The organism is Komarekiella delphini-convector SJRDD-AB1, from assembly GCF_014831675.1.
Classification (GTDB): domain Bacteria; phylum Cyanobacteriota; class Cyanobacteriia; order Cyanobacteriales; family Nostocaceae; genus Komarekiella.
Genome location: NZ_VJXY01000048.1, coordinates 26,546 through 49,427 on the forward strand (window position 1 = coordinate 26,546; position 22,882 = coordinate 49,427).

At 42.1% G+C, this 22,882-nt stretch carries 22 protein-coding genes and 1 riboswitch; of the genes, 13 read left to right on the plus strand and 9 right to left on the minus strand.

What is annotated here, in order from left to right:
* Positions 1-155: 155 nt before the first annotated feature.
* A riboswitch (guanidine-I (ykkC/yxkD leader) is annotated at positions 156-268 on the plus strand.
* Between the two features lie 81 nt (positions 269-349).
* From speB to FNW02_RS29560, 6 genes are all read left to right on the plus strand, one after another.
* Complete coding sequence (gene speB / locus FNW02_RS29535) at positions 350-1,543, plus strand: agmatinase (RefSeq protein WP_191761014.1); 1,194 nt, start codon at positions 350-352, stop codon at positions 1,541-1,543.
* Positions 1,544-1,546: 3 nt separating this feature from the next.
* Positions 1,547-1,909: a hydrogenase maturation nickel metallochaperone HypA gene (hypA, locus tag FNW02_RS29540; protein WP_263627832.1), complete on the plus strand. Its 363-nt coding sequence runs from the start codon at positions 1,547-1,549 to the stop codon at positions 1,907-1,909.
* On the plus strand, positions 1,893-2,618 hold the full coding sequence (gene hypB, locus FNW02_RS29545) for a hydrogenase nickel incorporation protein HypB (protein ID WP_191761015.1): 726 nt from the start codon (positions 1,893-1,895) through the stop codon (positions 2,616-2,618). Before hypA ends, hypB begins: the two co-directional genes overlap by 17 nt.
* Before the next feature lie 389 nt (positions 2,619-3,007).
* Positions 3,008-4,045 (plus strand): ABC transporter substrate-binding protein, encoded by a 1,038-nt coding sequence (locus tag FNW02_RS29550; protein ID WP_191761016.1) that lies wholly within the window; start codon positions 3,008-3,010, stop codon positions 4,043-4,045.
* Positions 4,042-4,890, plus strand: coding sequence for an ABC transporter permease (locus FNW02_RS29555; RefSeq protein WP_191761017.1), 849 nt, complete (start codon positions 4,042-4,044; stop codon positions 4,888-4,890). Before FNW02_RS29550 ends, FNW02_RS29555 begins: the two co-directional genes overlap by 4 nt.
* Before the next feature lie 25 nt (positions 4,891-4,915).
* Entirely contained in the window at positions 4,916-5,713 is a 798-nt protein-coding gene (locus FNW02_RS29560; protein WP_191761018.1) for an ABC transporter ATP-binding protein, read from the plus strand.
* Between the two features lies 1 nt (position 5,714).
* Here FNW02_RS29560 and FNW02_RS29565 read toward each other — a convergent pair whose 3' ends face one another.
* From FNW02_RS29565 to hemE, 3 genes are all read right to left on the minus strand, one after another.
* Complete coding sequence (locus FNW02_RS29565) at positions 5,715-6,671, minus strand: NAD-dependent epimerase/dehydratase family protein (protein WP_191761019.1); 957 nt, start codon at positions 6,669-6,671, stop codon at positions 5,715-5,717.
* 318 nt (positions 6,672-6,989) lie between these two features.
* Entirely contained in the window at positions 6,990-7,145 is a 156-nt protein-coding gene (locus FNW02_RS29570; protein WP_191761020.1) for a type II toxin-antitoxin system HicB family antitoxin, read from the minus strand.
* Positions 7,146-7,222: 77 nt separating this feature from the next.
* Positions 7,223-8,284 (minus strand): uroporphyrinogen decarboxylase, encoded by a 1,062-nt coding sequence (gene hemE / locus FNW02_RS29575; protein ID WP_191761021.1) that lies wholly within the window; start codon positions 8,282-8,284, stop codon positions 7,223-7,225.
* 116 nt (positions 8,285-8,400) lie between these two features.
* Between hemE and FNW02_RS29580 the strand changes: the two genes are divergently transcribed.
* Both FNW02_RS29580 and FNW02_RS29585 read left to right on the plus strand, forming a co-directional pair.
* On the plus strand, positions 8,401-9,150 hold the full coding sequence (locus FNW02_RS29580) for a hypothetical protein (protein WP_191761022.1): 750 nt from the start codon (positions 8,401-8,403) through the stop codon (positions 9,148-9,150).
* A 150-nt stretch (positions 9,151-9,300) separates the two neighbouring features.
* The gene (locus FNW02_RS29585) at positions 9,301-10,851 is read left to right on the plus strand and encodes a cytochrome P450 (RefSeq protein WP_191761023.1); all 1,551 of its coding nucleotides are present in this window, start codon (positions 9,301-9,303) and stop codon (positions 10,849-10,851) included.
* 448 nt (positions 10,852-11,299) lie between these two features.
* On the opposite strand, the gene FNW02_RS29590 is transcribed toward FNW02_RS29585, so the two are convergent.
* Together FNW02_RS29590 and FNW02_RS29595 are read right to left on the minus strand one after the other, a co-directional pair.
* The gene (locus FNW02_RS29590; RefSeq protein WP_191761024.1) at positions 11,300-12,214 is read right to left on the minus strand and encodes a S66 peptidase family protein; all 915 of its coding nucleotides are present in this window, start codon (positions 12,212-12,214) and stop codon (positions 11,300-11,302) included.
* A gap of 34 nt (positions 12,215-12,248) precedes the next feature.
* Positions 12,249-13,565 carry an ABC transporter substrate-binding protein gene (locus FNW02_RS29595; protein ID WP_191761025.1) on the minus strand — a complete coding sequence of 439 codons (1,317 nt, stop codon included), beginning with the start codon at positions 13,563-13,565 and terminating at the stop codon, positions 12,249-12,251.
* A gap of 133 nt (positions 13,566-13,698) precedes the next feature.
* Between FNW02_RS29595 and FNW02_RS29600 the strand changes: the two genes are divergently transcribed.
* Entirely contained in the window at positions 13,699-14,442 is a 744-nt protein-coding gene (locus tag FNW02_RS29600; RefSeq protein ID WP_191761026.1) for a class I SAM-dependent methyltransferase, read from the plus strand.
* A 2-nt stretch (positions 14,443-14,444) separates the two neighbouring features.
* Here FNW02_RS29600 and FNW02_RS29605 read toward each other — a convergent pair whose 3' ends face one another.
* Together FNW02_RS29605 and FNW02_RS29610 are read right to left on the minus strand one after the other, a co-directional pair.
* Positions 14,445-15,524: a glycosyltransferase family 4 protein gene (locus FNW02_RS29605; RefSeq protein ID WP_431356826.1), complete on the minus strand. Its 1,080-nt coding sequence runs from the start codon at positions 15,522-15,524 to the stop codon at positions 14,445-14,447.
* Positions 15,525-15,649: 125 nt separating this feature from the next.
* Positions 15,650-16,438 (minus strand): carbonic anhydrase, encoded by a 789-nt coding sequence (locus FNW02_RS29610; protein ID WP_191761028.1) that lies wholly within the window; start codon positions 16,436-16,438, stop codon positions 15,650-15,652.
* Positions 16,439-16,611: 173 nt separating this feature from the next.
* Between FNW02_RS29610 and FNW02_RS29615 the strand changes: the two genes are divergently transcribed.
* The gene (locus tag FNW02_RS29615; protein ID WP_191761029.1) at positions 16,612-17,064 is read left to right on the plus strand and encodes a DUF2141 domain-containing protein; all 453 of its coding nucleotides are present in this window, start codon (positions 16,612-16,614) and stop codon (positions 17,062-17,064) included.
* 2 nt (positions 17,065-17,066) lie between these two features.
* Here the strand turns inward: FNW02_RS29615 and FNW02_RS29620 are convergent, their stop codons facing one another.
* Positions 17,067-18,239 (minus strand): peptidoglycan-binding protein, encoded by a 1,173-nt coding sequence (locus tag FNW02_RS29620; protein WP_191761030.1) that lies wholly within the window; start codon positions 18,237-18,239, stop codon positions 17,067-17,069.
* A gap of 157 nt (positions 18,240-18,396) precedes the next feature.
* Entirely contained in the window at positions 18,397-19,467 is a 1,071-nt protein-coding gene (locus FNW02_RS29625) for a DMT family transporter (RefSeq protein ID WP_191761031.1), read from the minus strand.
* Between the two features lie 370 nt (positions 19,468-19,837).
* Here FNW02_RS29625 and FNW02_RS29630 point away from each other — a divergent pair, with 370 nt between their 5' ends.
* The 3 genes from FNW02_RS29630 (at position 19,838) to FNW02_RS29640 (ending at position 22,803) form a co-directional block, all read left to right on the plus strand.
* Positions 19,838-20,362 (plus strand): DUF937 domain-containing protein, encoded by a 525-nt coding sequence (locus tag FNW02_RS29630; protein WP_191761032.1) that lies wholly within the window; start codon positions 19,838-19,840, stop codon positions 20,360-20,362.
* A 367-nt stretch (positions 20,363-20,729) separates the two neighbouring features.
* Positions 20,730-22,025, plus strand: coding sequence for an APC family permease (locus FNW02_RS29635; protein ID WP_191761033.1), 1,296 nt, complete (start codon positions 20,730-20,732; stop codon positions 22,023-22,025).
* A 247-nt stretch (positions 22,026-22,272) separates the two neighbouring features.
* Positions 22,273-22,803 (plus strand): pentapeptide repeat-containing protein, encoded by a 531-nt coding sequence (locus tag FNW02_RS29640; protein WP_191761042.1) that lies wholly within the window; start codon positions 22,273-22,275, stop codon positions 22,801-22,803.
* Positions 22,804-22,882: the final 79 nt, after the last annotated feature.

Here is a 22,882-nt window from a genome sequence, read left to right on the forward strand (position 1 = left end):
TAGTAAAAATACTCCCACAGCGCCACTTTCAACAAAACATTTTAGGAATTCGAGGTTTTTGTAACTTTTGATACTTTTTATCTCAATGCCTTTTGATATTTGTAATCTTGAGTATAAAAAACTAAGCACCAACAACTACTAGCAATTGGGTAAAAATTAATAGCTTCTAGGGTTCCGGTTTAACACTTTTGCAGTTAAATGACTGGTCCAAGAGAAGCACCCAGTTTGGAAAAAACTGGTCACACGGCGGGAAAAAAGCCCGGGAGGTACATAGCAGAATATTATCTGTTATGGCTTACCCGGGCTATGGTTTTGCATTGCAAATCTTAAAATTTCAACTTCCCGAAACATGACTGAACAATCTTTTTCTGATTCCAATTCTCCTTTCCAACCACCTTCCACGCAAGCGGGTCGGGCGTTGGAAAAAGAAGCACATTTACCGCTAACAGGCTGGCAGCAGGAAGTTTCCAAAGGACTAGAATATGGGTTAGAAGCAGCAGAAAGTATCCACGATCGCTCGATTCCCACCTTTTCTCGCGGCGAACTACCCCATTTTGCTGGGATAAATACTTTCTTAAAAGCACCGTATTTAGAAGATGTGCGGAAAGTTGGTGAATATGACGTTGCGATCGTTGGTGTACCACACGATTCGGGAACTACTTATCGACCCGGAACGCGTTTTGGCCCCCAAGGAATCCGCCGAATCTCTGCATTATACACCCCTTATAATTTTGAATTGGGTGTAGACTTGCGCGAGCAAATTACTCTATGCGATGTCGGCGATATTTTCACCATTCCAGCGAACAATGAAAAGTCTTTTGATCAGATTTCTAAAGGTATTGCACATATCTTTAGTTCTGGTGCATTCCCCATAATTATGGGAGGTGATCACTCAATTGGCTTTCCTACAGTCCGTGGTGTTTGTCGTCATTTAGGCGATAAAAAAGTGGGTATTATTCACTTTGATCGCCATGTAGATACCCAGGAAACAGACCTGGATGAAAGAATGCATACTTGTCCCTGGTTTCATGCCACAAATATTAAAAATGCACCAGCAAAAAACCTAGTTCAATTAGGAATTGGTGGATGGCAAGTACCGCGTCAAGGTGTAAAAGTTTGCCGAGAAAGAGCCACGAATATTTTAACAGTGACAGACATCACTGAAATGGGGCTAGATGCAGCCGTCAACTTTGCTTTAGAAAGAGCATTAGACGGTACAGATTGCGTTTATGTCAGTTTCGATATTGACTGCATTGATGCTGGATTTGTCCCCGGAACTGGTTGGCCGGAACCTGGTGGATTGTTACCGCGTGAGGCGCTGTATTTGTTAGGCAAAATTATCCAAAACGCACCTGTTTGTGGACTAGAAGTTGTAGAAGTTTCACCGCCTTATGACATTAGTGATATGACATCATTAATGGCGGCACGAGTAATTTGTGATACGATGGCGCATTTAGTTGTATCAGGTCAATTACCGCGCAAAGAAAAACCTGCATATATTCATCCCGCAGCAGAACCAGAGTTAGTTGAGGAATGGAGGTAAATTTTGCACGAAACTGACATGACAAAGGCACTAATTTTAACAGTAAAAGATTGGTGGGAATCCCAACCTGAGCGACCAGAAATTTCTCAAGTTCATTTAATTGTTGGGAAGTTCACTTGTGTTGAACCTGTAAGTTTGCAATTTGCTTTTGAAGTCCAAACGCGTAACACCTTTTTGGAAAAAGCAAAACTGATAATTCAGGAAACACCACTAATTGCATTTTGTCATCGTTGCCAACATGAATATTCACCACAAATTGGTTTACAGTACGCCTGTCCTGAGTGTAATTCTCCAATGGAGGATATTCGCTCAGGTAGAGAGTTAAAAATTGACAGGATTGAATACGCTTATGCATCAAACGTTTGACGCGGTATTAGGAATTAACTTGCTCCATGCAAATCAACAAGGCGCTGACCACAACCGAGCGCATTTTGATAAATGGGGAATTACCTGTTTCAATATGATGAGTAGTCCCGGTGCTGGAAAAACAGCACTACTAGAGCGCACCCTTGCGGCTTTAACTAATGAGTTAAAAATCGCTGTCATTGAAGGCGACATGACAACTGATTTAGATGCAGAACGCTTGCGGAAATATAATGTTCCTGTAATTGCGATTAATACAGGTCGTTCCTGTCATTTAGATTCCAAAATGGTAGCAGGCGGGATTCACCAACTAGAACACGAATACAATCCTTCAGACTTTGATTTAGTGCTAGTGGAGAATGTTGGTAATTTAGTTTGTCCTGCTGAATTTGAAGTAGGAGAACACGCCAAAGTCGCTTTGTTAAGTATTACTGAAGGCGAAGATAAACCATTGAAATACCCGATTATGTTTCAAGAAGCAGATTGTCTGTTGATTACGAAAACAGATTTAGCTCCCTATCTAGATGTTGATATTAGCCGTATTGAGGCAAACGTCCGCCAGATAAATCCTGATGTTGAAATTATTCGTGTTTCTACTAAAGCAGATGAGGGATTAGAAGTTTGGTTTAATTGGGTGCGTACGCAAGTTTTGAAGCCACAACAAAATTCTCTATCTACAGCAGCAATCCTCAATGTTGTACATATTCATTAGTAATTAGTAGTGTTTCCATACTTCACAAATAGGTCATTATCTCCATAAACCAATAGTATTTGGACACGCTATTTACTAAACTTCCAACCTCTTATAAAAGCGGTTAGCTAAGGTATTTCCATTTCATAGCATTTTTAAATAATTCGTGAAATGCTTTTTTCTCTTTCTTGGCGTCCTTCTCTACGAGATACTGCGCGTTGGCGGAGCCGACGCACCAGAAGGCGTCCTTGGTGGTTCGTTATAAAGAAAAATAATTTCCACAACTCAAACACGATTGCTATATCTTCTACCCATACAGGTCGATTTCAATTAACTTTATAACAACATAGACGTAAATATCTCCCATCTTCAATTTCTTACAACGAAGCGTTAAGTCAGAGTTAAATACAATGAATGTTCGCAAATTATCATCTCTGTTCACAGTCTTTTTACTCAGTCTTGTTATCGCAATCAGTTGTACTCCCAACCAACAAAATTCCACGCAGAGTAATTCTACTAACTCAGTTAACACTGCACCAATTCAGGTTGGTTTTAGTGCTTGGCCTGGTTGGTTTCCGTGGCAAGTTTCTCAAGAGCAAAAGTTATTTGAAGCAAACAAAGTTAATGTAGATTTGAAGTGGTTTGATGGCTATTTAGATTCTATTAATGCCCTGCGAGCCGGTCAACTTAACGCCAACACCCAAACCTTGAATGATACGATTAGCTCAGTTGCAGCAGGTTCAGATCAAGTAATTGTTTTAGTCAACGATAATTCAACTGGTAACGACAAAATTATTGTTCGAGAAGGAATCAACAGCATTGCTGACCTCAAAGGTAAAAAAGTTGCTGCTGAAGAAGGAACAGTTGACCATTTTCTGTTATTGCTGGGTTTGAAAAAAGCAGGTTTAACTCAAGCTGATATTCAATTTCAACCACTAGAAACAGGCGCAGCAGCAGCAGCTTTTGTGGCTGGTCAAGTTGATGCAGTTGGAGTTTTTGCACCTTTTACAACAAAAGCTTTATTACGTTCTGGTAGCAAAGAATTATTTAGTTCTAAAGACTTTCCTGGTGCGATTCCCGACCATTTAGTTGTCAATCGCAGACTTATTAACGAACGTCCGCAAGATGTACAAGCTTTAGTGAATACTTGGTTTGCTACTTTAGATTTCATCAAAGCCAACCCAGACAAAGCTTACGAAATTATGGCGAAACGCGCCGGCGTCTCAGTTTCAGAATATAAAGCATACGACGCAGGCACTAAAATCTTTTCACTAGAAGACAATTTGCAAGCTTTTAGTCCCGGTAAGGATATGAAATCCTTGAGTTACGCTGCTGGGGAAATTAGTAAATTTCTTGTTGAAGCTGGCTTGACAAAACAAGCACCTAATCTTAATCAAATCCTTGACGATCGCTTTGTCAAAGCTTACGCCGCGAAGCAGAAATCATGAACCAATACGCTGAAGACTTACAGGAAATAAACTCTAAGCATCCTCAGAAAATATTACCACAAACCGTTTTTTGGCGCATCGCTGAGGATATCCCGAAAAACTTGGCTTGGACTTTAATGTTTTTGTCCATTACTGTCCCGATATTTATCTGGTGGATTGTTTCTAATACTGGATTAATCCCGCCTTTATTTCTTCCTACTCCCAGTCAAGTTTGGAGTGCATTTCAAAGACTTTTAGCAAGTGGCGATTTACAAAAAGATATTGCTTTTAGCTTGTTTCGGGTCGTGGCTGGTTTCTCTCTGGCGGCAATGGTTTCTATCCCTTTAGGTACTTTAATGGGGACTTTTGCTAGCTTCCGAGCATTGCTAGAACCAATCATTGGTATTGTCCGCTATATGCCAGCCCCAGCTTTTATTCCTTTACTAATTCTATATCTTGGGCTGGGAGAAACTCCAAAAATAATGCTGATTTTTATCGGCACTCTGTTTTTTAACACCTTAATGGTGATGGATGCAGTCAAATTTGTCCCTAAACACTTATTGGAAACTACTTATACTTTAGGAGGTCAAAGAAAACAAGTTTTACTACAAGTTATTTTCCCATTTATTCTGCCTAATATTATTGATGCTTGTCGGGTTAACATGGCAGCATCTTGGAACTTAGTGATTGTTTCGGAATTAGTAGCAGCGACAGAAGGTTTAGGTAGGAGGATTAGCGTTGCTCAAAGATATCTCAAAACTGATGAAATCTTTGCTGGATTGATTGTTATTGGCTTGATTGGTTTAGCAATTGACCTTTTGTTTCGATTGTTACTGCGCGTTTCTTGTAAGTGGGCTAAAGATTAGACAATTTGTAATTTAAAAACGCTTTATGCATTTAGAAGTTAATCAACTCCACAAACAATTTAAAACTAGACGCGGTTTGTTGACTGCACTTAAAGACATCAATTTGCACATAGAAGAGGGAGAGTTTGTCTGTGCAGTAGGAGAAAGTGGTTCTGGTAAGTCAACATTGCTGCGGTTAATTGCGGGGCTAGAGACTCCAACAGCAGGGGAGATCCTAGTTGATGAGATGCGCGTAACAGGGCCGGGGTGCGATCGCGGTATGGTATTTCAAAGCTACACTCTCTATCCTTGGATGAGTGTGATGGAAAACGTAGAATTTGGCTTAAAGCTGCAAGGCGTGTCTAAACTAAAGCGACGACAACAAGCCGCTTATTATTTAGAAGTCGTGGGGTTGTCGGGATTCGCTAAAGCGCTACCACAAGAACTTTCTGGTGGGATGAAGCAACGAGTAGCGATCGCTCGTGCTTTAGCATCAAGACCCAAAATTTTGCTCATGGATGAACCCTTTGGTGCGTTAGACGTGCAGACAAAAGAAGTCATGCAGCAATTTCTACTAGAAATTTGGCGTAGCACAAATACTACAATTTTTATGATTACTCACGATGTTGAGGAAGCAATTTTTCTATCTCAACGCATCTACGTGTTAAGCGCCCGACCAGGCACAATTAAGCAAGAAGTGCAAATTCAATTGCCAAGCAAATCTGATCCTCAAGTCAAGCGTTATCCCATATTTCAGAAATACAAGGATGAAGTAATGAGTCTATTACATAATGATGGGGTGCAGTTAAGTAACAGCACAGAGGCACTACCTTTAATAAACTAAACTATTTAGCACTTTTAACACCGCTAATTTTCAAAACATCACTCATAGTTGCACAGTAATTTGGTAGATTAAAACTGCTAGGATTAATTGCTTTTTCATAAGTGAAATGCCGATCATTCATGCAGAATCTATCCCAAGCAGCCATCTGAATACGAAATACAGCAATAATCAAATTAGCCAACCCTAAAGATAGGGGAATGCGAAAGTAAATCTTTTTGCCCAGATAAGCACAAACTTCTTTCAGTGCTTGATTAGCAGTTAACGGTGCTTGACCTAAAACAAAGGAGCGTGGTTGATTTATTTGGGGAGGATGATCAATCAAATATTGTACTACAGTAGCAATATCTCGCCCGTGGATAAAGTGGAAACTGCCGTCTACCTTCAAAAAGCGAATCAAATTAACATATTTTGTAACTTCTGGAATGCCAGATGTGACAGGAGAATAGGGTTTATTGGCATCGCCGCCCACAACTAAAGTAGGAAAAACAGTGGTAATTTTGGGTGCGATCGCTAACTTCGATTTTTGATGCAAGCATTGATATTTGGAACGGATATAATCTGTACCAATTTCCCCTGCTTCTTTTAATGGTTTATTGTGGCGATCCAAAACACTAGCTGTAGAAAAATAAATTACCTGTTCACATCTCTCTGGATTGAGCAGGTTCAGCAACTCTAAAGTCTTAGTTACATTAATATCAAATGTCTCATCACCACCCCAAGCTGTGGCTGTGAGTACTGCTATATCAATTGTTTGCAGCAAATCAGCAAAATGGCTAATTTTTTGCATATCGCCCTGCAAAACGGTGATACCTGAACGTGCTTGAATATCAACTTGCAGTTTCTTGGAATTTCTAACTAGTAGAAATAACTCATGATTTGTATTTTGAATTAAAGCTTCTGAGATATAGTGACCAACACAGCCGCTTGCTCCGGTGACTAAAATCCTTTTCTGGCTCATGGTGAATGTTTTAAAAGTTAGGAGTTAAGAATGAAGTTAAATGTTCCGCAACAGAGATCATTCGTACTGTGCAAGGCATAACGGCAAAAGTGAGCAGCAAAAGATTAAACCCAAGTGAAGTGCTCTGGACATCCATTCCTAATACGGTTCGGTTAAGATCCCCCCAACCCCCCTTAAAAAGGGGGGCTTTTTCTGATCTTTACCCCTTTTTAAGGGGGTCGCCGCAGGCGGGGGGATCTCATCCGAACCGTATTGCATCCACTCCAATGCGTTGTTAGACTTTATCTCGCATTCAACATTTCTTTAAAAGCTAGATTCTCAATTTTCTAGCAGCATCTCAATTACTTCACGTAAATTTTTGTGTAACTCATCCCAGGTTTCACCTTGAGAATGCGCTCCAGGAAAACCAGGAACGTAACCGAAATATAGATTTGTATCAGAGTCGCGTTCGACGATCGCGCTAAAAGTTCTCATAAAAAATTAACTGTAAATATCAAGAAAAGCAGAGGAGCAGGGGGAGAACATGATCAATAACCCCTGCCTCCTGCCTCCTAACCCCTAACTCCTGCTGCATCAAGTTGTTTTGCCGTTTCAAAGAAGAAAGCGACATTTTCCTCTGGAGTTTCTGGGAGTACACCGTGACCAAGATTGAGAATGTGACCCCAATTACCAGCTTTGCGAACGGTATCCAGGATGCGATCGCGGATAAACTGTTTGGAACCAAATAACACTCCTGGGTCAAGATTTCCTTGCACTTTGACGTGTTTGCCTAATCTGGCTCGTGCTTCTGCCATATCTACCGCCCAATCTACGGTGACGACATCAGCGCCGGATATTGCCATTCTTTCCAACACACCCGCGCTACCGCTAACCAGCAAAATCAAAGGTGTATCAGGATGGGTTTGCTTGACTTGCTGGAAAACTCTTTGCTGATAGGGGAGAGCAAAGATGTCATAATCTTGAGGACTCAGTTGTCCTGCCCAAGAGTCGAACATTTGCACAACTTGAGCACCGCAGTCAATTTGATAACGCATATAAACAGCGATCGAATCTGCTAATTTAGCTAACAATTGATGCAGTGTTGTCGGGTCGGAGAATGCCATATTTTTGATGACGGAGTAGGTTTTGGAACCTTTTCCTTCCACCGCATAAGCCGCTAACGTCCACGGCGCACCCACAAAGCCCAACACAGTTGATTTGTTGCCCACCTCTTGGCGCAACGCCTGCAAAATTGTTTTGATAAACGGGACAGATTCTTCTGGTTCTAAGGGACGCAGGTTATCAATTTGTTCTTGAGTACGGATGGGCGAGAAAATAACTGGCCCTTTACCTTCTGCAATGTCCATTTCAATGCCCAAACCGGGCAATGGAGTCACAATGTCGGAAAATAAAATTACTCCGTCTGGCTGGAAAGCTCTCCAAGGTTGCAAAGAAACTTCAATCGCTACTTCGGGGATTTCCGAGCGATCGCGAAATGAAGGATACTTCTCCCGTAAGTCTCGATATGCTTTCATATATCGTCCCGCTTGTCGCATCATCCATACGGGGGGACGATCTACTACTTCACCACGAGCAGCCCGTAAGAGATGAGGAGTCGTTGAGGAAACACCCATTTATCACTTCATCCTAAGTCACTTTTTTATGCCACTGTTTAGCTTATCATTCTGGGATTACGCTTTTTCAGCAGGTTCACTGCAAAAGTACTATTCGTTTCTTTACTAAACTTTATATGCAATCTGACTCTAACAGTCCTTATCAAGTTGCATCTACTAACAGCGATTCCAAGCCAGGAAAATTTTTGATTCCGCGCTCCCACAGACAAAGGTTCTTTATCCAGTTTACCTTGATGAGTATCCTTGGATGGGTTGTGGGTGGCATTGCCAGTATAGCGTTAGAAAAAATTATTCTAGAAAGCTTGTCTACAGTAGTTCAACAGCCAACATTGAGCGTTTTGATCAGATTTATCAGCAATGTTGTATTTGCAGTGATTTTTGCCGCAGACCAAGCGTTAATCATTTACGGTTACTTATCGGGTCGGCTGTGGATAATTGCTACCAGCGCAGGCTGGCTGATTACTAACAGCGTTTCTACAAACTGGATTAATTACATTTCATCGATTGCCTCATCATTAAATGAAACTTTATCTCCTGAATCAACCCTCATTTTTGGGTTTTTGTCAACCATTGCATATATTATTTCGGGCATTTGGTTAGGTCTTTGCCAATGGTTGGTATTAAGACGATACACAACAGGCGTTTGGTGGTGGAGTTTTCTTCCCTCAATCTCCTTCTTATTTATCAGTATCTTGATTTGGTTACTTTCGCTCATACAAGATTTGATCCCAGAAGCAAGTCGTACTAACGTACTGCATTGGAGTGGACAAGGATTTGCAGCAGTAATTTTGGGAGTTATACCAGCAATTGGCTTGTGTACCTTGAAAAGAAACTCTCATCGCCAGACCAGAATTTCTCAGGAGTAAAAAATCATGTGAGTCGTCTGACCATGATACGAATCATCGCTATATAGATAAAAATTTCGGAAGTTAGAGGTAGTCTTTCATATAAAACGAATCTAGAAATCAATACGCTAGTATCTGGATAATCTGAAGTTGTTGAACGGAGGCGGATTTATGTTTCAAAAGATTGCTGCTCAGATTGCTTTTTCTGCCTCATTTCCATATTTTACAGTCTTAAGCGTTACTAGCATAGCGGTCATACTTGGCTTGCGCTGGTGGAAACAAAAGAACACTTACAAATCTCTACACTCGCTTCCCTCTCCTCCTAGACACTGGCTGTTAGGAAATATCCCTCAAGTATTAGCAGCAGTAAAACAGAAGAAATACTTCCAATTATTGTTTGATTGGAGCCAGCAGCTAGGGCCAATGTATATCTTCTGGACTGGCTATCCAGTTCTCGTTTTAAGTAAGCCAAAAGTTATTGAAGACACTATCGTAAATGGGATGAGAGACGGTAGCCTAGTTAGATCCCAGCGAGTGAGCAAAGCTTGGAACGATATTAGTGGGCCGATTCTTTTAGGGCAAAACGGGGCTGAGTGGCAGTGGCGACGCAAGGCTTGGAACCCCGAATTTAGTTCTAGCGGTCTTTCCAAATATGTTGAAATTATTAGCCAAGCTTGTGAACAAGTAATCGAAAGGCTTAAAGAAACTGCTCCACCAAAAGAAGTTCAGGTAGATCCTCTGTTTGTAGAGCTGACGATGAGGGTAATTTCCTGTTTAGTATTGGGGATTCCTGTAGATAAAAACAGCGCTAGTCATGAAGGGCCACCCCTCGAAGTTCTCAAGGTGTACGAGGCAATGGCTATTGTCGGCTATCGGTTCCTACGGGTAGCGACTGGCGAGAAGAGATGGATGAAATATCTGCCAACTAAAAATTCACGAGATTATTGGGCAGCAAGGCGATATTTAGAAGAATTTCTTACTCCCAGAGTGGACTTAGCTTTACAGATGAGAGAACAAAACAAGACTGACCTAGCACAGGTAAGTCCTTTGTTTCAAGAATCAATGTTAGTGAAAATAGCTGCCAAAGAACCCAAATACAATCGGGAAACACTCATAGCAGAAGTTATTGAATTATTAATAGCTGGTACTGACACCACAGCTCATACTTTATCCTTTGCAGTAGCAGAGTTGTACTTAAATCAACGGGTTTTTCAGCAAGCACAGGCTGTGGTTGACCAAGCTTGGCAAAGTCAAGGCGGCGTTAATATAGAAACCTTAAAGGAATTGACTTACATTCGCGCTATTATCAAGGAGACTTTACGCCTTTATTCAGTCGCCTCCGGCTCGACTTCATTGGAGGCACAACGTGACATTGTTGTTGAAGGTAAGCTTATTCCTCGTGGTACAAAAGTATTTTGGTCAATGCTTGCTGCTGGACGAGATCCAGAAGTCTATTCTCAGAGTGAGGAATTTCTGCCGGAACGTTGGTTAGACAAGGGTACGGAAAGTAGTTCACTTCCAATGATAGACTTTGGCTCAGGTTCTCATCGTTGCTTGGGAGAGCATCTGTCAATGCTGGAAGCAACGGCGATGCTAGCACTATTGCTGCGCTACTTCGACTGGGAGTTAGTCAACGGCCGTTCATCTGTGCAGCAGTTACAGCAGAACCTTTTGATTTATCCATCCGATAGAATGCCGGTGCGCTTTAGGTTGAGAAAATAGGAGTTAAGCTTTCTATAAAGTTAGGACTTACGCAATAACTCTCTGAAACTCTTATTTCTTCTCTGCGTTCGCGTAGCGTGTCGTAGACAGACGCTCCGCGAATGTGTCCTTTGTCTTGAGAAGTTCTGATGCCTGTCTTGAAAAGTTTCCTGCGGAAGGAAACCCTCCCGCAGAACTTTTCGCTACGGCGGGCTGCGCCAACCGATAGCGCAGCGTAAAGCCTTCTCTTCGAGAGGCTTCGCCTTAAGCGAAGCCATGCCGCAGGCTTTACGGCATGGCTTCTCTTCGAGAGGCTTCGCCAACGCTTAGAGCGACGTAGGAGCGTCGGAAACCTCCGCTCAGACTTCTCACTGCGTCCTTGGCGGTAGCCTGCGGCTAGCCGCTCCGCGTCTACGTTTTTTCATGATTTTGCGTAAGTCCTGAAAGTGTAATTTCCTGTTAAGCCAATTTAGTCAAGGTATTGAGTTATAACATCCAATATTCCTTGATTTGCATCTAAAGTTACTTCCACACCCACTGGCAAAACTGCATTTGGCCCGTCGTGACCAAAAGGCAGGTTAGAGACAACAGGAATCCCTAAATCGCCTAAGCGATCGCGCAAAACTTCCTCTATGCTAAAGCTAGGCACATTTGGCGGTGCTTCACAGCGAGTAAAACCGCCTAAAGCAATCCCCCGAACTTTTGATAAAGCACCACTTAGCCGCCACTGCGTCAACATGCGGTCGATGCGATAAGGTGCTTCTGTGACATCCTCAATTGCCAAAATCACACCATCAAAATTTGGTTGAATTGGTGTACTTAAAAGATGAGTCGCCACAGTGAGATTACCTGGTAGCAAAATCCCAGTAGCAATACCGCCGCCCCAACCACAACCTTTAAGCGCGGCGAGAGGACGCCCTTCTACCCAATTAAATAATCGCTCAATTGACCAATCTGGCTGATCGGCGAGAGTTGTCAGCACGGGGCCGTGAACGCTGGAAATCCCTATGTTGTAAAGGCTCCACAAGAGAGCGGTAACATCAGAAAAGCCAATTAACCACTTTGGAAGTATAGAATCGCCTGAGTGCCAATGCCAATTTTCTAAGATCCGGGTACTGCCAAAACCACCTCTGGCGCAGAGAATACCGCGACAATCTGGATCTGTCCAGGCTGCGGCTAGCTGGTTACGGCGGTTTTCATCTGTTCCAGCTAAGTAACCCCATTTGTCATCTATCTTTGGGATGATTTTGACTTTGTAGCCGCGCGATCGCCAAATTTCTAAACCCTGCTCAAATGCCTCCAATTCTCGTAAAACACCACTAGGGGCAATAACTTGTAGCAAGTCACCAGGTTTGAGAGGCTGTGGTAATATTTCAGATTGCATGAATAAAATTTAAAATGTCAAATTGTGGCGAGTATTAATCCCACATTAATTCAAGGTTTGTTTGGGCTTGTTTCAAAGCTGTTTCTGGAGATGCGCCTAACATAGTGGCTTCGATGGCTCGACCCAAACTTTCAGACAGGCGACTATACTTACGTATAATCGGTCGAGAACCTGATACAGACATTTGGTCAAGAAAGACTTTCATAACAGGTTTTTGCTTGAGAAATTCTTGGTAAGCTTGACTTTGAACAGATTTCAAATTTACGGGTAAAAAACCTGAGCCAATACTCCATTCAGTTTGGAATTTTTCACTGACAACATATTCTAAGAACTTCAAAGCTGCCTGTTCTCTTTTATCTGTAGTTTTCATCACAAACATATTGCCACTAGCGAGCACACTTGCTGCCTGGAGATTGCCAGGAATAGGAAATACATCATAATCAACTTTACTTTTCATAATGAATGTCCAAGGCCCCGTTATTTGCATAGCAACACGACCGGCAATGAAGTCATCTTCTTCGTATCCCCGTTCTGGTGCAGAGAATTTAGTAGAGCCGTCTTTAATTAAGTCTTGCCAAAATTGTAAGGCTGCGATCGCTTTTGGATTGACCAAATTGGGATGGTTATTTTCTACTACTGTTCCACCACTACTTAATAAGAAAGGAAACCAACTGAAGACTGTCCATTCTCCTTTACCAAAGGGCATTGATAAACCGTACTGATCTGGAGTGCCATCACCATTACGGTCTATTGTTAGTTTTTTCGCAACTTGCCGCAATTCTTCCCAGCTTTTTGGCAACTCGGTAATTCCTGCTGCTTTAAATAGATCTGGTCTATAAAAAAGACTCATATTACCTGCAAATAAAGGGACTGACCAAATATGTCCATCCAATTGCATTTCACCAAAGCAATTCTGAATAATTTCTGACTTGAGTGGCGATTTATCTAACCAATCTTCTATAGAACGAATCGCTCCAAGTTCCACAAGCTGACCTGTAATCTGGGGATTGAAAAATAAGATATCTGGTGGAACATTACCCACAACTGCGGCTAATACTTTGGGCATCTGTTGATCAAGTTGACCCGCGTAGATAGATTCCAACTGAATATCAGGATGAGTCTGATTAAATTGGTCTACCAGTTTTTGGAATACATCCCGATTTGCAGGGGGATTAATTCCTTGCCACAAGGTTAGATGAATTATTCCACTGTCATTTTGTGTTTGACTCTGACAGCCAGATAACAATAGTAGAAAGACACTCAAGACAATAGCCAGCAACGAAGTCCGGCAAAGAGAGCCGATATGGCGAAGGTAATTTCTGGTTTTCGGAGCAAAAAGGGTAATAATCATTTACATAATAATTAATTTTGTTAAAGCTTTAAAAGCAAAAACATGTACTCTCTAAAAACCATTTTTTTTAGAAATGATAACATCATTTGCATAGTATCATAAGGTAGTTTATATTAATTTTGGTGATCCACTGATGCTGACCTCCCTTAATCAGCCTTTCTTAGATAACTATTGGCAAGATTCATTTAATTTAAAGCAGCATCTACAAGAGTTTTTGCAATTAGATTCAGAAACACTAGAGACAAGATTAAAGGCTGGTCAACAACAAATGGCTGAATTAGGCCATAAAGATTTTGACTGGGAAGAAGCAAGTACTTTTTATCGTGACAAGGTAGGAGAAGCTTACTTATTTGAACTGGGAGCGTGGCATCTAACAAGTCATGATTATATTGGAGATACACTACGATTAATTTCCGATCATGCCCAAGGTCGAGTGTTAGATTTTGGCGGTGGTATTGGGACTCATACAATTGGCGCTGCTCTTTGCCCTCAAGTTGAACAAGTGATCTATTGCGATATTAATCCTGTTAATCACGAATTTGTTTATTCACGAGTCAAACAAATGGGGTTGAATGAAAAAATATTTTTTTGCCATGAAATACCTCCAAAAGAGACTTTCGACACAATCATTTCCTTTGACGTTTTAGAACATTTGCCAGACCCCAGCCAGCAAATGCTAGATTTCCATCAAGCTCTGACACCTGAAGGTAAGATTATTTTAAACTGGTATTTCTTTAAAGGTTTTAATCAAGAGTATCCCTTTCACAATGACGACCCTAAAGTAGTAGACACTTTCTTCCGCACAATTCAGACTAACTTCTTAGAGGTTTTTCACCCTCACTACCTTACAGCTCGTTGCTATCGTAAATGGGTATGAGTTTAACTATTTCCGAAATCGCATCTAAGATCTAAAATCTTGTGGAACCAGTTTTCAAAGCGATCGCCTAATGCTTGAAGAGAAAATTCTGTCTCTGCTTGCTGGCGACAAGTGTATCGGTTAATTTCATCAAGGCGGGCGATCGCATCTATCAAACCAGGAACACTATCAGGTTCTACCAAAAAGCCAGTTTTGCCATCTTGGACAATTTCCGCAGGCCCACCCCGGCGATAAGAAATCACTGGTACACCACAAGCTAAGCTCTCAATTGTCACATTTCCAAATGCTTCCACCCAATGAGGCGTCATCAATAAGGCGCGACATTCACCCATTACCTGCTGCATTTGATTTGTTGATAAAAACCCCAGATATTCCAAAGGTGCATTTGGGTAATCCTGACAAATTTTTTGCCAGTACAACTCATCCTGAATTTTACCCATAACCTTTAGAGGAATATTCGTGCTTTGCGACGCTGCTACCGCATCCTCCAAACCTTTTTCTGGTGCAATTCTACCTACCCAAGCTAACTGCTGCTTTGGTTCGCTGCAAAAATCATACAGTGATAAATCAATACCGTTACTTAAATAAGGACACTCCTGCTCAAGCGCGAAAGTAGCAGCTTGCGTTTGTGTATGAAAGCCAATCGTACCGGGAAACTGCTTGACTAATTGTTTGATAATTTGGTCTAAAGCATTACTCAATGAACCCATACTGACTAAATGGGCGATCGCACAGCCAAAAAAAGGTGTAAGGTAAAACGGCAACCAATCGTAAGCAAAGTTCACAATCAAGTCATAATCACCTTGAACCTGACGAGTATAATCCCACATATTTGCCAGCAAAGAATTTTCCGGCATAGTAATCGGGGCTGTGCGTTCCTGACTTTGGGCAATGATTTGTAAATTACCAGGAATTTGCACCAACGGTAGATCATTCCAACTAGAACCAGCGGGGGCGACGATTTGCAGTTGATGTCCTCGCCGAATCATTTCTTGGGCAATATTATATAAACTCAATTCCACACCGCCACCCATACCGCTACCCAGAGGTCCAACAGGAGTAGAGACAAAAAGTAATTTCATTTTGGCAGAAACAGTCATCCGCAGAGAGTATGAACAGTAGAGTTATACTCTTATTCTCTGTGCCTCTGCGTCTCTGCGTGATACTAATTCATACTTTCACTCAGCAACACCAATTTTAATTCCTTTTATTTGTCAACTAGCCCCTCAGACTCAACCACTGAAATGTAAACTTGCTTTGAAGTAACTTGTTGAACAGCCACAGATAATGTCTCAAGTGGTTCTTCACAGGAACAACTTGCAACCCCATCCCTTGGTTTAACAGCCAAAGTTATTAGAGGCTCCTTAGTAAACAAGGGACATGAGGGCAATTGCCATTTTACAGTTGATATATTCAAGTCTTTGATTAATCCAGTGCCGATATCCAGCAGCCAGCCGTGAACCATAGGTGCTTTTTGATCGTGGAGTGCTTTACGCATAATAGAAGTTTGGTACAGATTTTTAACCTGTGCCAAAACATTGATTTCCGCCAAGCGATTCAGACGTTCTTTTCTAGTTGGTAAAATATCAATTTCGTCTTGTTTTTGTAAATAAAGTTCTCGAATTGGATTCACCCAGTTATCAATAATTCCAGTTGTTCTCCCTTCTAATGCCGCCTTAATTCCGCCACAATCATAGTGCCCGCAAATAATAATGTGTTCAACTTCTAGATGACAAATTGCGTATTCTAAAACAGCTAAAAAGTTAATATCCGTCAAAGAAACTTGATTAGCAATATTACGATGTACAAAAAATTCTCCGGGTTCGGTGCGGGTAAAATTTGTTAAGGGCAGACGACTATCAGAACACCCAATGTAGAGAAAGGGTGGTTTTTGTCCACTACTCAACTTTTCAAAGTAGATTGGGTCTATAGCTAGTTTTTCTGCAACCCAAGCCTGATTATTTTCCAGGACTTCGTTGATGTTGTGATATTTCATCAATATTTCCGGGAGTCGTCTATAATCAATATTTTATATTATTCATATTTATAGATAGTTGATAAATTTAACGTAATCTTAAGCTATAAAAATTTGCCTTTTGAAAATAAAGTCAATAAACTTACAGTTAGTGCAGATTAAACACTATTAAAAGCGATACCACTGAAAATTGTATGGTCAAAAGATTGAGATTTAGTATACTGCTGTTAGCAATTATGGGATTGGCATTGCCATTCAGTGCCAAGGCAAGTTTTAACGGTAAACTTGCGGTAGAAATTGATGGATTAAAGAACAAACAAGGACAAGTCTGCGTTAGCATCTTTGCCAGTAGTCAAGGGTTTCCTAATAACCGCGATCGCGTCTTACAAAAACAGTGTATTAAAATTACTGACACTCCCTTACTAGTTAACTTTGAGAACTTAAAAGCAGGTAACTATGCTGTTGCTGTCATCCACGATCAAAATAATGACAGTACTCTCAATCGTAATGGCCTTGGTATGCCCATCGAAGGCTTTGGGTTTTCCAGAAACCCAGAAGTTCGCACGAGTGCGCCCAAGTTCGGCGAAGCCGCATTTTTAGTAGCAGGGCCAAACACCAATATTCAAATCCAGTTGAAGTATTTTTAGGCTTATTGTCGTGAATCTTGGTGTGAATCTTCTGGTAAAATCTTTTGTTCAGACAAGGCACGTATTCGATTGATCTGAGTCAAAGCATACCTTGCTGTCGCCTGCACTTCGGCATCGGGATCTTCTAGAGCATGACGTAACACCTGACTCATTTGACTTACCATGTCATAAATACGAGTCAGGTCACGAATCGCATTTTGCCGCACTTGTGGGCTTGGATCTTGCATTGAAATTGCTAAAGCACGGTTCATCGGTTTGAGTGTACGGACGCCAATTTCTGCTAAAGCTGCCAAAACTAAGCTAGTTTGTTGAGAATCTGTATCAACCATCAGCTCCATCAATGGCTGAATTGCCCGTGAGTCTCCCTGCTGACCCAAATCCCAAATAGCTTTGCGCCGCTTTGTTGGGTCGTGACTACCTAAGTCTTTAATCAACTCGTCAACAATATTAACCTTAGCAAGACGAGAAGTTTTGTCTGGTAGCAGCAGTTTTGTAGGTGGTGGTGTGTGTGAACTAGTTACAGATGTATCTTGATGCTGATTTGGTGTCGTCTCTGATGGTAACGGCGGTACTACTGGGTCTTTATCAGCTTTACTGAAAGTTTTGCTATCTAAAGTTTTGAAATTTTGGGCTAATCTAACCTGACGCACCCATTTCATCAGATAAAGCATTGCGCCAATAGCCCCCAAAGACCCAAGCCCCAGTAATAACCACCAAACTAAGCCTCGCTGAGTTTGCTTGGGCTTAGCAGTTGATTGGGAAGTGGAGATAGGAGCAGCAAAAATTGGAGAATCAATAATCGAAGAAGTAACAATTGGATTTTTTACTACCAAAGCTGCTTGCAGACTCCGCTGAGTTGTCACATCAGCAATACCATCTACTCTTTTTAAACCCTTTGCTTTCTGGAATTTAGCTACAGCCATTCGTGTACTGGTGTTGTAGCGTCCATTTACCCCACGATTGTAGTATCCTAACTTCTTTAATTGGGTTTGCAATGCCTGCACATCAGGCCCGCTAATACCGGGTTTGAGAACAGTTTGCTGAGCAGTTGATATAGAACTTTGTGCAAGTTTTATGATTTTAGGTGCAAGGTTAGGTGTAGCTGTACTTGCCCGTGGGTAAACCAGGCAAGAGAAACAGGTAAATATTAAGATTGAGGAACGGCGCAGCCTCATAATTTTGGAAGTCTCAGCCTGAACGTGCTTTTGAAGTCATGGATACAACAATAACTTCCAGTGGTGTAAATGTTAACTTATAACGTGACACAAAAAATCTTGTCAGTATTCAGTTGTCATTAGTTACTCCTTTCCCCATCTCTTCATCTGTTGTTGGTTAAGGCAAGATTTCTGGTTCAGATTCTCTCACAGTTAGGGTTACGGGATTTAGCTTATTAGCCGATGCTTCTAAAAGCTGTTGTTGCTGTGTAGTAGTTTTTTCGTTGACAGTAACCGTGTTATTTTGCCCAGATAAGGTATCGCGTTGGTTGATGAGATAGATGCTGATTAAAGTCAGGCCTACTCCTATCCACTGCAACGGGCTAAGAACTTCGCAGAGGAAGAGATTACCAAAAAGCAGAGCAAAGATAGGTGTGAGAAAAGTGAGGGAACTGAGACTGGTGAGACTACCACTAGAAGCGAAGTAGAAAAATAACCCGTAGGCGATCGCACTGCCAAATATGGTAGCGTAACCTAAAGCCACCCACTCAGACGCTCCAAGATTCTGCCACTGTTGAGATTCAACAACTGATGAAATTCCCCATAACGGTAATCCACCTAAAATCATGTGCCATCCTGTCGCAGATACCGGGTCAGCATATCTACAGACAAATCGGATCATCACCGTTCCCACAGCCATTGACAGCGCGGCTAACAGCATTAACCACTCACCACTAGCAAATAAATCTTGCCAGTTGCCTAGTGTGATATTTGCACCGGAGTCAAGCAAATTTAAGATCCACTCATCCGGCAAACCAATTAAACTAATGCCTGTGACTCCCAATCCTAACCCCAGCCATCCCCAGAAACCGATGTGTTCCTGAAATAGCCACAACGACAGCAAAGCGACAGCCAAAGGTTGCGAGTCAATCATCACAGACCCTAACCCAGCACTAGTTCTGACTAATCCCTCTGCCAAAAAGCCTTGAAACAGCGTCCCATCCACCAAAGCAAATAAGGTAATCCACAGCCATGCTGACCAACCTTTGGGCTGGGGTCTACCCATGAATGTTGCTGCGATTAAAATTAACACCCCAGCTGGTAGCAAACGCACTCCCGCCATGAATAACGGTGTCGTGTGGGGTATCACTCCTTTCATCGCCACCATTGCCGTTCCCCATAGGAAAAACGGGGCGATTAACAATAGGGGAGCAAAGGGAAGTCGAGACTCACTGAGTTTCAGCTGCATGGGTTTGCTGATGCCTTTATTTAACAAGCGTAAAAATTGCTTTACCCAATTTTACCGAATTATGTAGTTTTGTGTTCTCTTTAGCGTAGCCTCTGTCTACAACACGCTCCGCGAACGCAGATAAGGCAAGAATATTCAGATTGGAACGAGGATTCTTTTTTCCCCATTCCCCAATCCCCAGTCCCCAACCTTCGAGAGAGACAATCATCACCTAGAAAACCCAAAATAAAAATATTCCTCTTCACTTGCAAAGAGGGATTCTGTCGTAATTGGGGGGAATTGAGTAGACATGATATGACATAATTTTTTGTTTAACCTTTGTAAACTGCGATTAATCGCATGGCAAATAACAATACAGGAAGAGACACTTATGGGACTTTTTGATCAAATTCTTGGGGCCGTCGCTAATCCCAATCAACAAGGTAGTTTGGGGCAACTGGGGAGTATCATCAACACTGTAGATCAGTTGAGCAATAGCACAGGAACAGACCCTTCTACTATTCAATCAGTTTTGTCAGTTGTAGGTGGTCAGGTGCGTTCTGCTTTACAACAAAAGCAAGCTACAGAGGGTAATGAAGCAGCGCAAACTTTAGTGAATCAATATGCTGGGAATTCTCCTAACCCCCAAGCCGTTAATTCGCTATTTTCTCCTAACATACAACAACAGGTAGCTGACTTTGCTGCCCAGCGCACGGGGTTAAATGCTGGCACTATTCAACAATTGTTGCCTCTACTTGTGCCTATTGTGCTGAATTTCTTGAAATCTGGTGCGAATGCTCAGAATCCCCAAAGTGGTGGAAATTCAGTACTCAATTCTTTCTTGGATGCAGACGGAGATGGCGATGTTGATATTGCTGATGCTATCCAGTTAGCTAGTCGCCATATCAGACGCTAAATGAAAAGGTAGGAAAGCGGAGGGGCAAGGGGAGCAGGAGGGACAGATATATTTTGGAATGTCAAAATGAATCTTTGATACTCTGTTCATCCACCTTTGAACTGGATTCATCCATCTTGGAACTGGATTCATCCACTTTTGAACTAGATTTATCCATGTTTGAACTAGATTCATCCACCTTGGAACTGCGTTAACGAGTCTTTGAGCTTTGTGGACAAGCATAAAAACTCCACTCCTCTGCCCCTCTGCTTCCCCCACTCCTATACTCCCAAACCTCTCTTCAAAAAAATATTATCTACTAGCCTCTCTGTAATGATATCTTCAGCAATGAACGCTACATCTTGCAGTCTAAACAGAGAGATAAAAGATGTCCTCTACAAACTCACCGCCCCAACTGAAACGAGAGTTAGGGGTTGCTGGTGCAACTCTAATGGGACTGGGTTCGATTGTTGGTACGGGTGTATTTGTCAGTATTGGAATTGCAGCGGGGATTGCTGGGCCTGCGGTAATTCTGGCGGTAGCAATAGGGGCAATTGTCGCTACCTGTAATGGACTCAACAGCGCTCAGTTGGCAGCAAATCATGCTGTTAGTGGTGGCACTTACGAATATGGCTACAAGTATCTCACCCCCGCCTTGGGCTTCACAGCCGGCTGGATGTTTTTGGTAGCAAAAACTGCTTCAGCTGCAACCGCTGCCTTGGGTTTTGCCGGCTACTTGCTAAATGCCGTGGGTTGGAGTTCCACTTGGACTGTTCCTATAGCCCTTTTATCTGTAGTAATTGTCACGCTGGTCGTTTTAAGTGGTATCCGGCGATCTAATGTTGCCAATTCTGTGATTGTCTCAGTAACTTTACTCTCTTTAGGGTTCTTTGTCCTAGTTTGCTTACCAAGGGCTGCTGAGGTAGGGATGGACAATTTAACACCATTTTTTACAAGTTCACCAGGGGCGATACTCCATGCTAGTGCCCTGATGTTTGTCGCCTACACAGGTTATGGTCGCATTGCCACAATGGGGGAAGAAGCACGTTCCCCAAGGGAAACTATTCCGAAAGCCATGATTGTCTGTCTGCTATTGACAATGGTGCTTTATATAGCAGTAGCAGCAGTTGGAATTGGGGCTGTGGGAGCAGATGTCTTAGGCAATGCCACTTTACAGACAAAAGCCGCTCCTCTAGAGGTAGCAGTCCGCAGTGTTGCCGGTTCGGGTGCTGCCTTTGTCTTAGCTATTGGGGCGATGACGGCGATGTTGGGTGTGCTACTGAACTTAATTTTGGGTTTATCGCGTGTATTACTGGCAATGGGACGCCGCTCGGATGCTCCAAGATTTTTAGCGCGTCTTAACCAACAACAGACAACGCCATACTGGGCTGTGCTATTTGTGGGAATAGCGATCGCTCTGTTAGTACTGTTAGGCAATGTGAAAACAACTTGGTCGTTTAGTGCCTTCAGTGTCTTAATTTACTACGCAGTTACCAACTTAGCAGGTTTACGCCTCACCTCATCTGAGCGACTCTATCCTGTATGGGTGGGTTGGATAGGTCTTTTATCTTGTCTTTTCTTAGCTTTCTGGGTGGAATCTTCGATTTGGCAAGTAGGTTTAGGCTTGATTGTTGCTGGGTTAATTTGGCATAAAGTTCGGCAGGCGATCGCGCGCTCGGCGTAGGATTATTTTTAAATCTCCAAATATCTCTCATAAGAATGAAATTAATTACTAACTATAGATAGTGGTGTTAGTAGTTTAGGATAGCTAAAGTTATTTAATAGTCCAGCATTACACTGTTGTTGAGTCACGATCCTAATCTTGACGTTGCGGTGCTGGCGATTTTCTGCCTATCTGGGTAGTCTGGATTGCCTTAACTAGACGTTTCATTAGCACAGCGACAGACACTAGCAAAACAGATATGACAGATATGAAAGCAGACGAACTCCTGAAAAACTATGCAGCAGGCGTAAGAGACTTTACTGCTGTCAACCTGAGTGAAGCAAATTTAAGGGAAGCTAATCTTAGTGGAGCAATTTTAGATAGAGCCATATTAGACGGAGCTAATCTGAGCCATGCTAACTTAGCGCAAACCAGTTTGATTGAGGCAGACCTCAACGGAGCAAATTTGAGCTATGCAAACCTCAGTGGCAGCAATTTAGGTGGAGCCATCTTGGATGGAGCTATTCTAGATGGAGCATTTCTAGATGGAGCTAATTTGAGTCAGGCTGACTTGACTGTTGCCAAACTCATTCAAGCAAGCCTGAGCGAGGCGGAGTTACAAGAGGCAAACTTGAACGCTGCAAATTTAGATGGAGCCGATTTGAGTGGAGCAGATTTAACTGTAGCCGACTTGACTCAAGCGAATCTCACCCAAGCCGATTTGAACCAGACAAATTTGAGCGGAGCCAATTTAGATGGCGCAAATATAGAAGGAACAATCCTAGATGAAAACTCTTGACCATACAAGTGTGCTGAGTGCTTATACCAGTTTCCGTTAAACGTGAAATATATTTTTTTTGTAGACACACACGTACAAT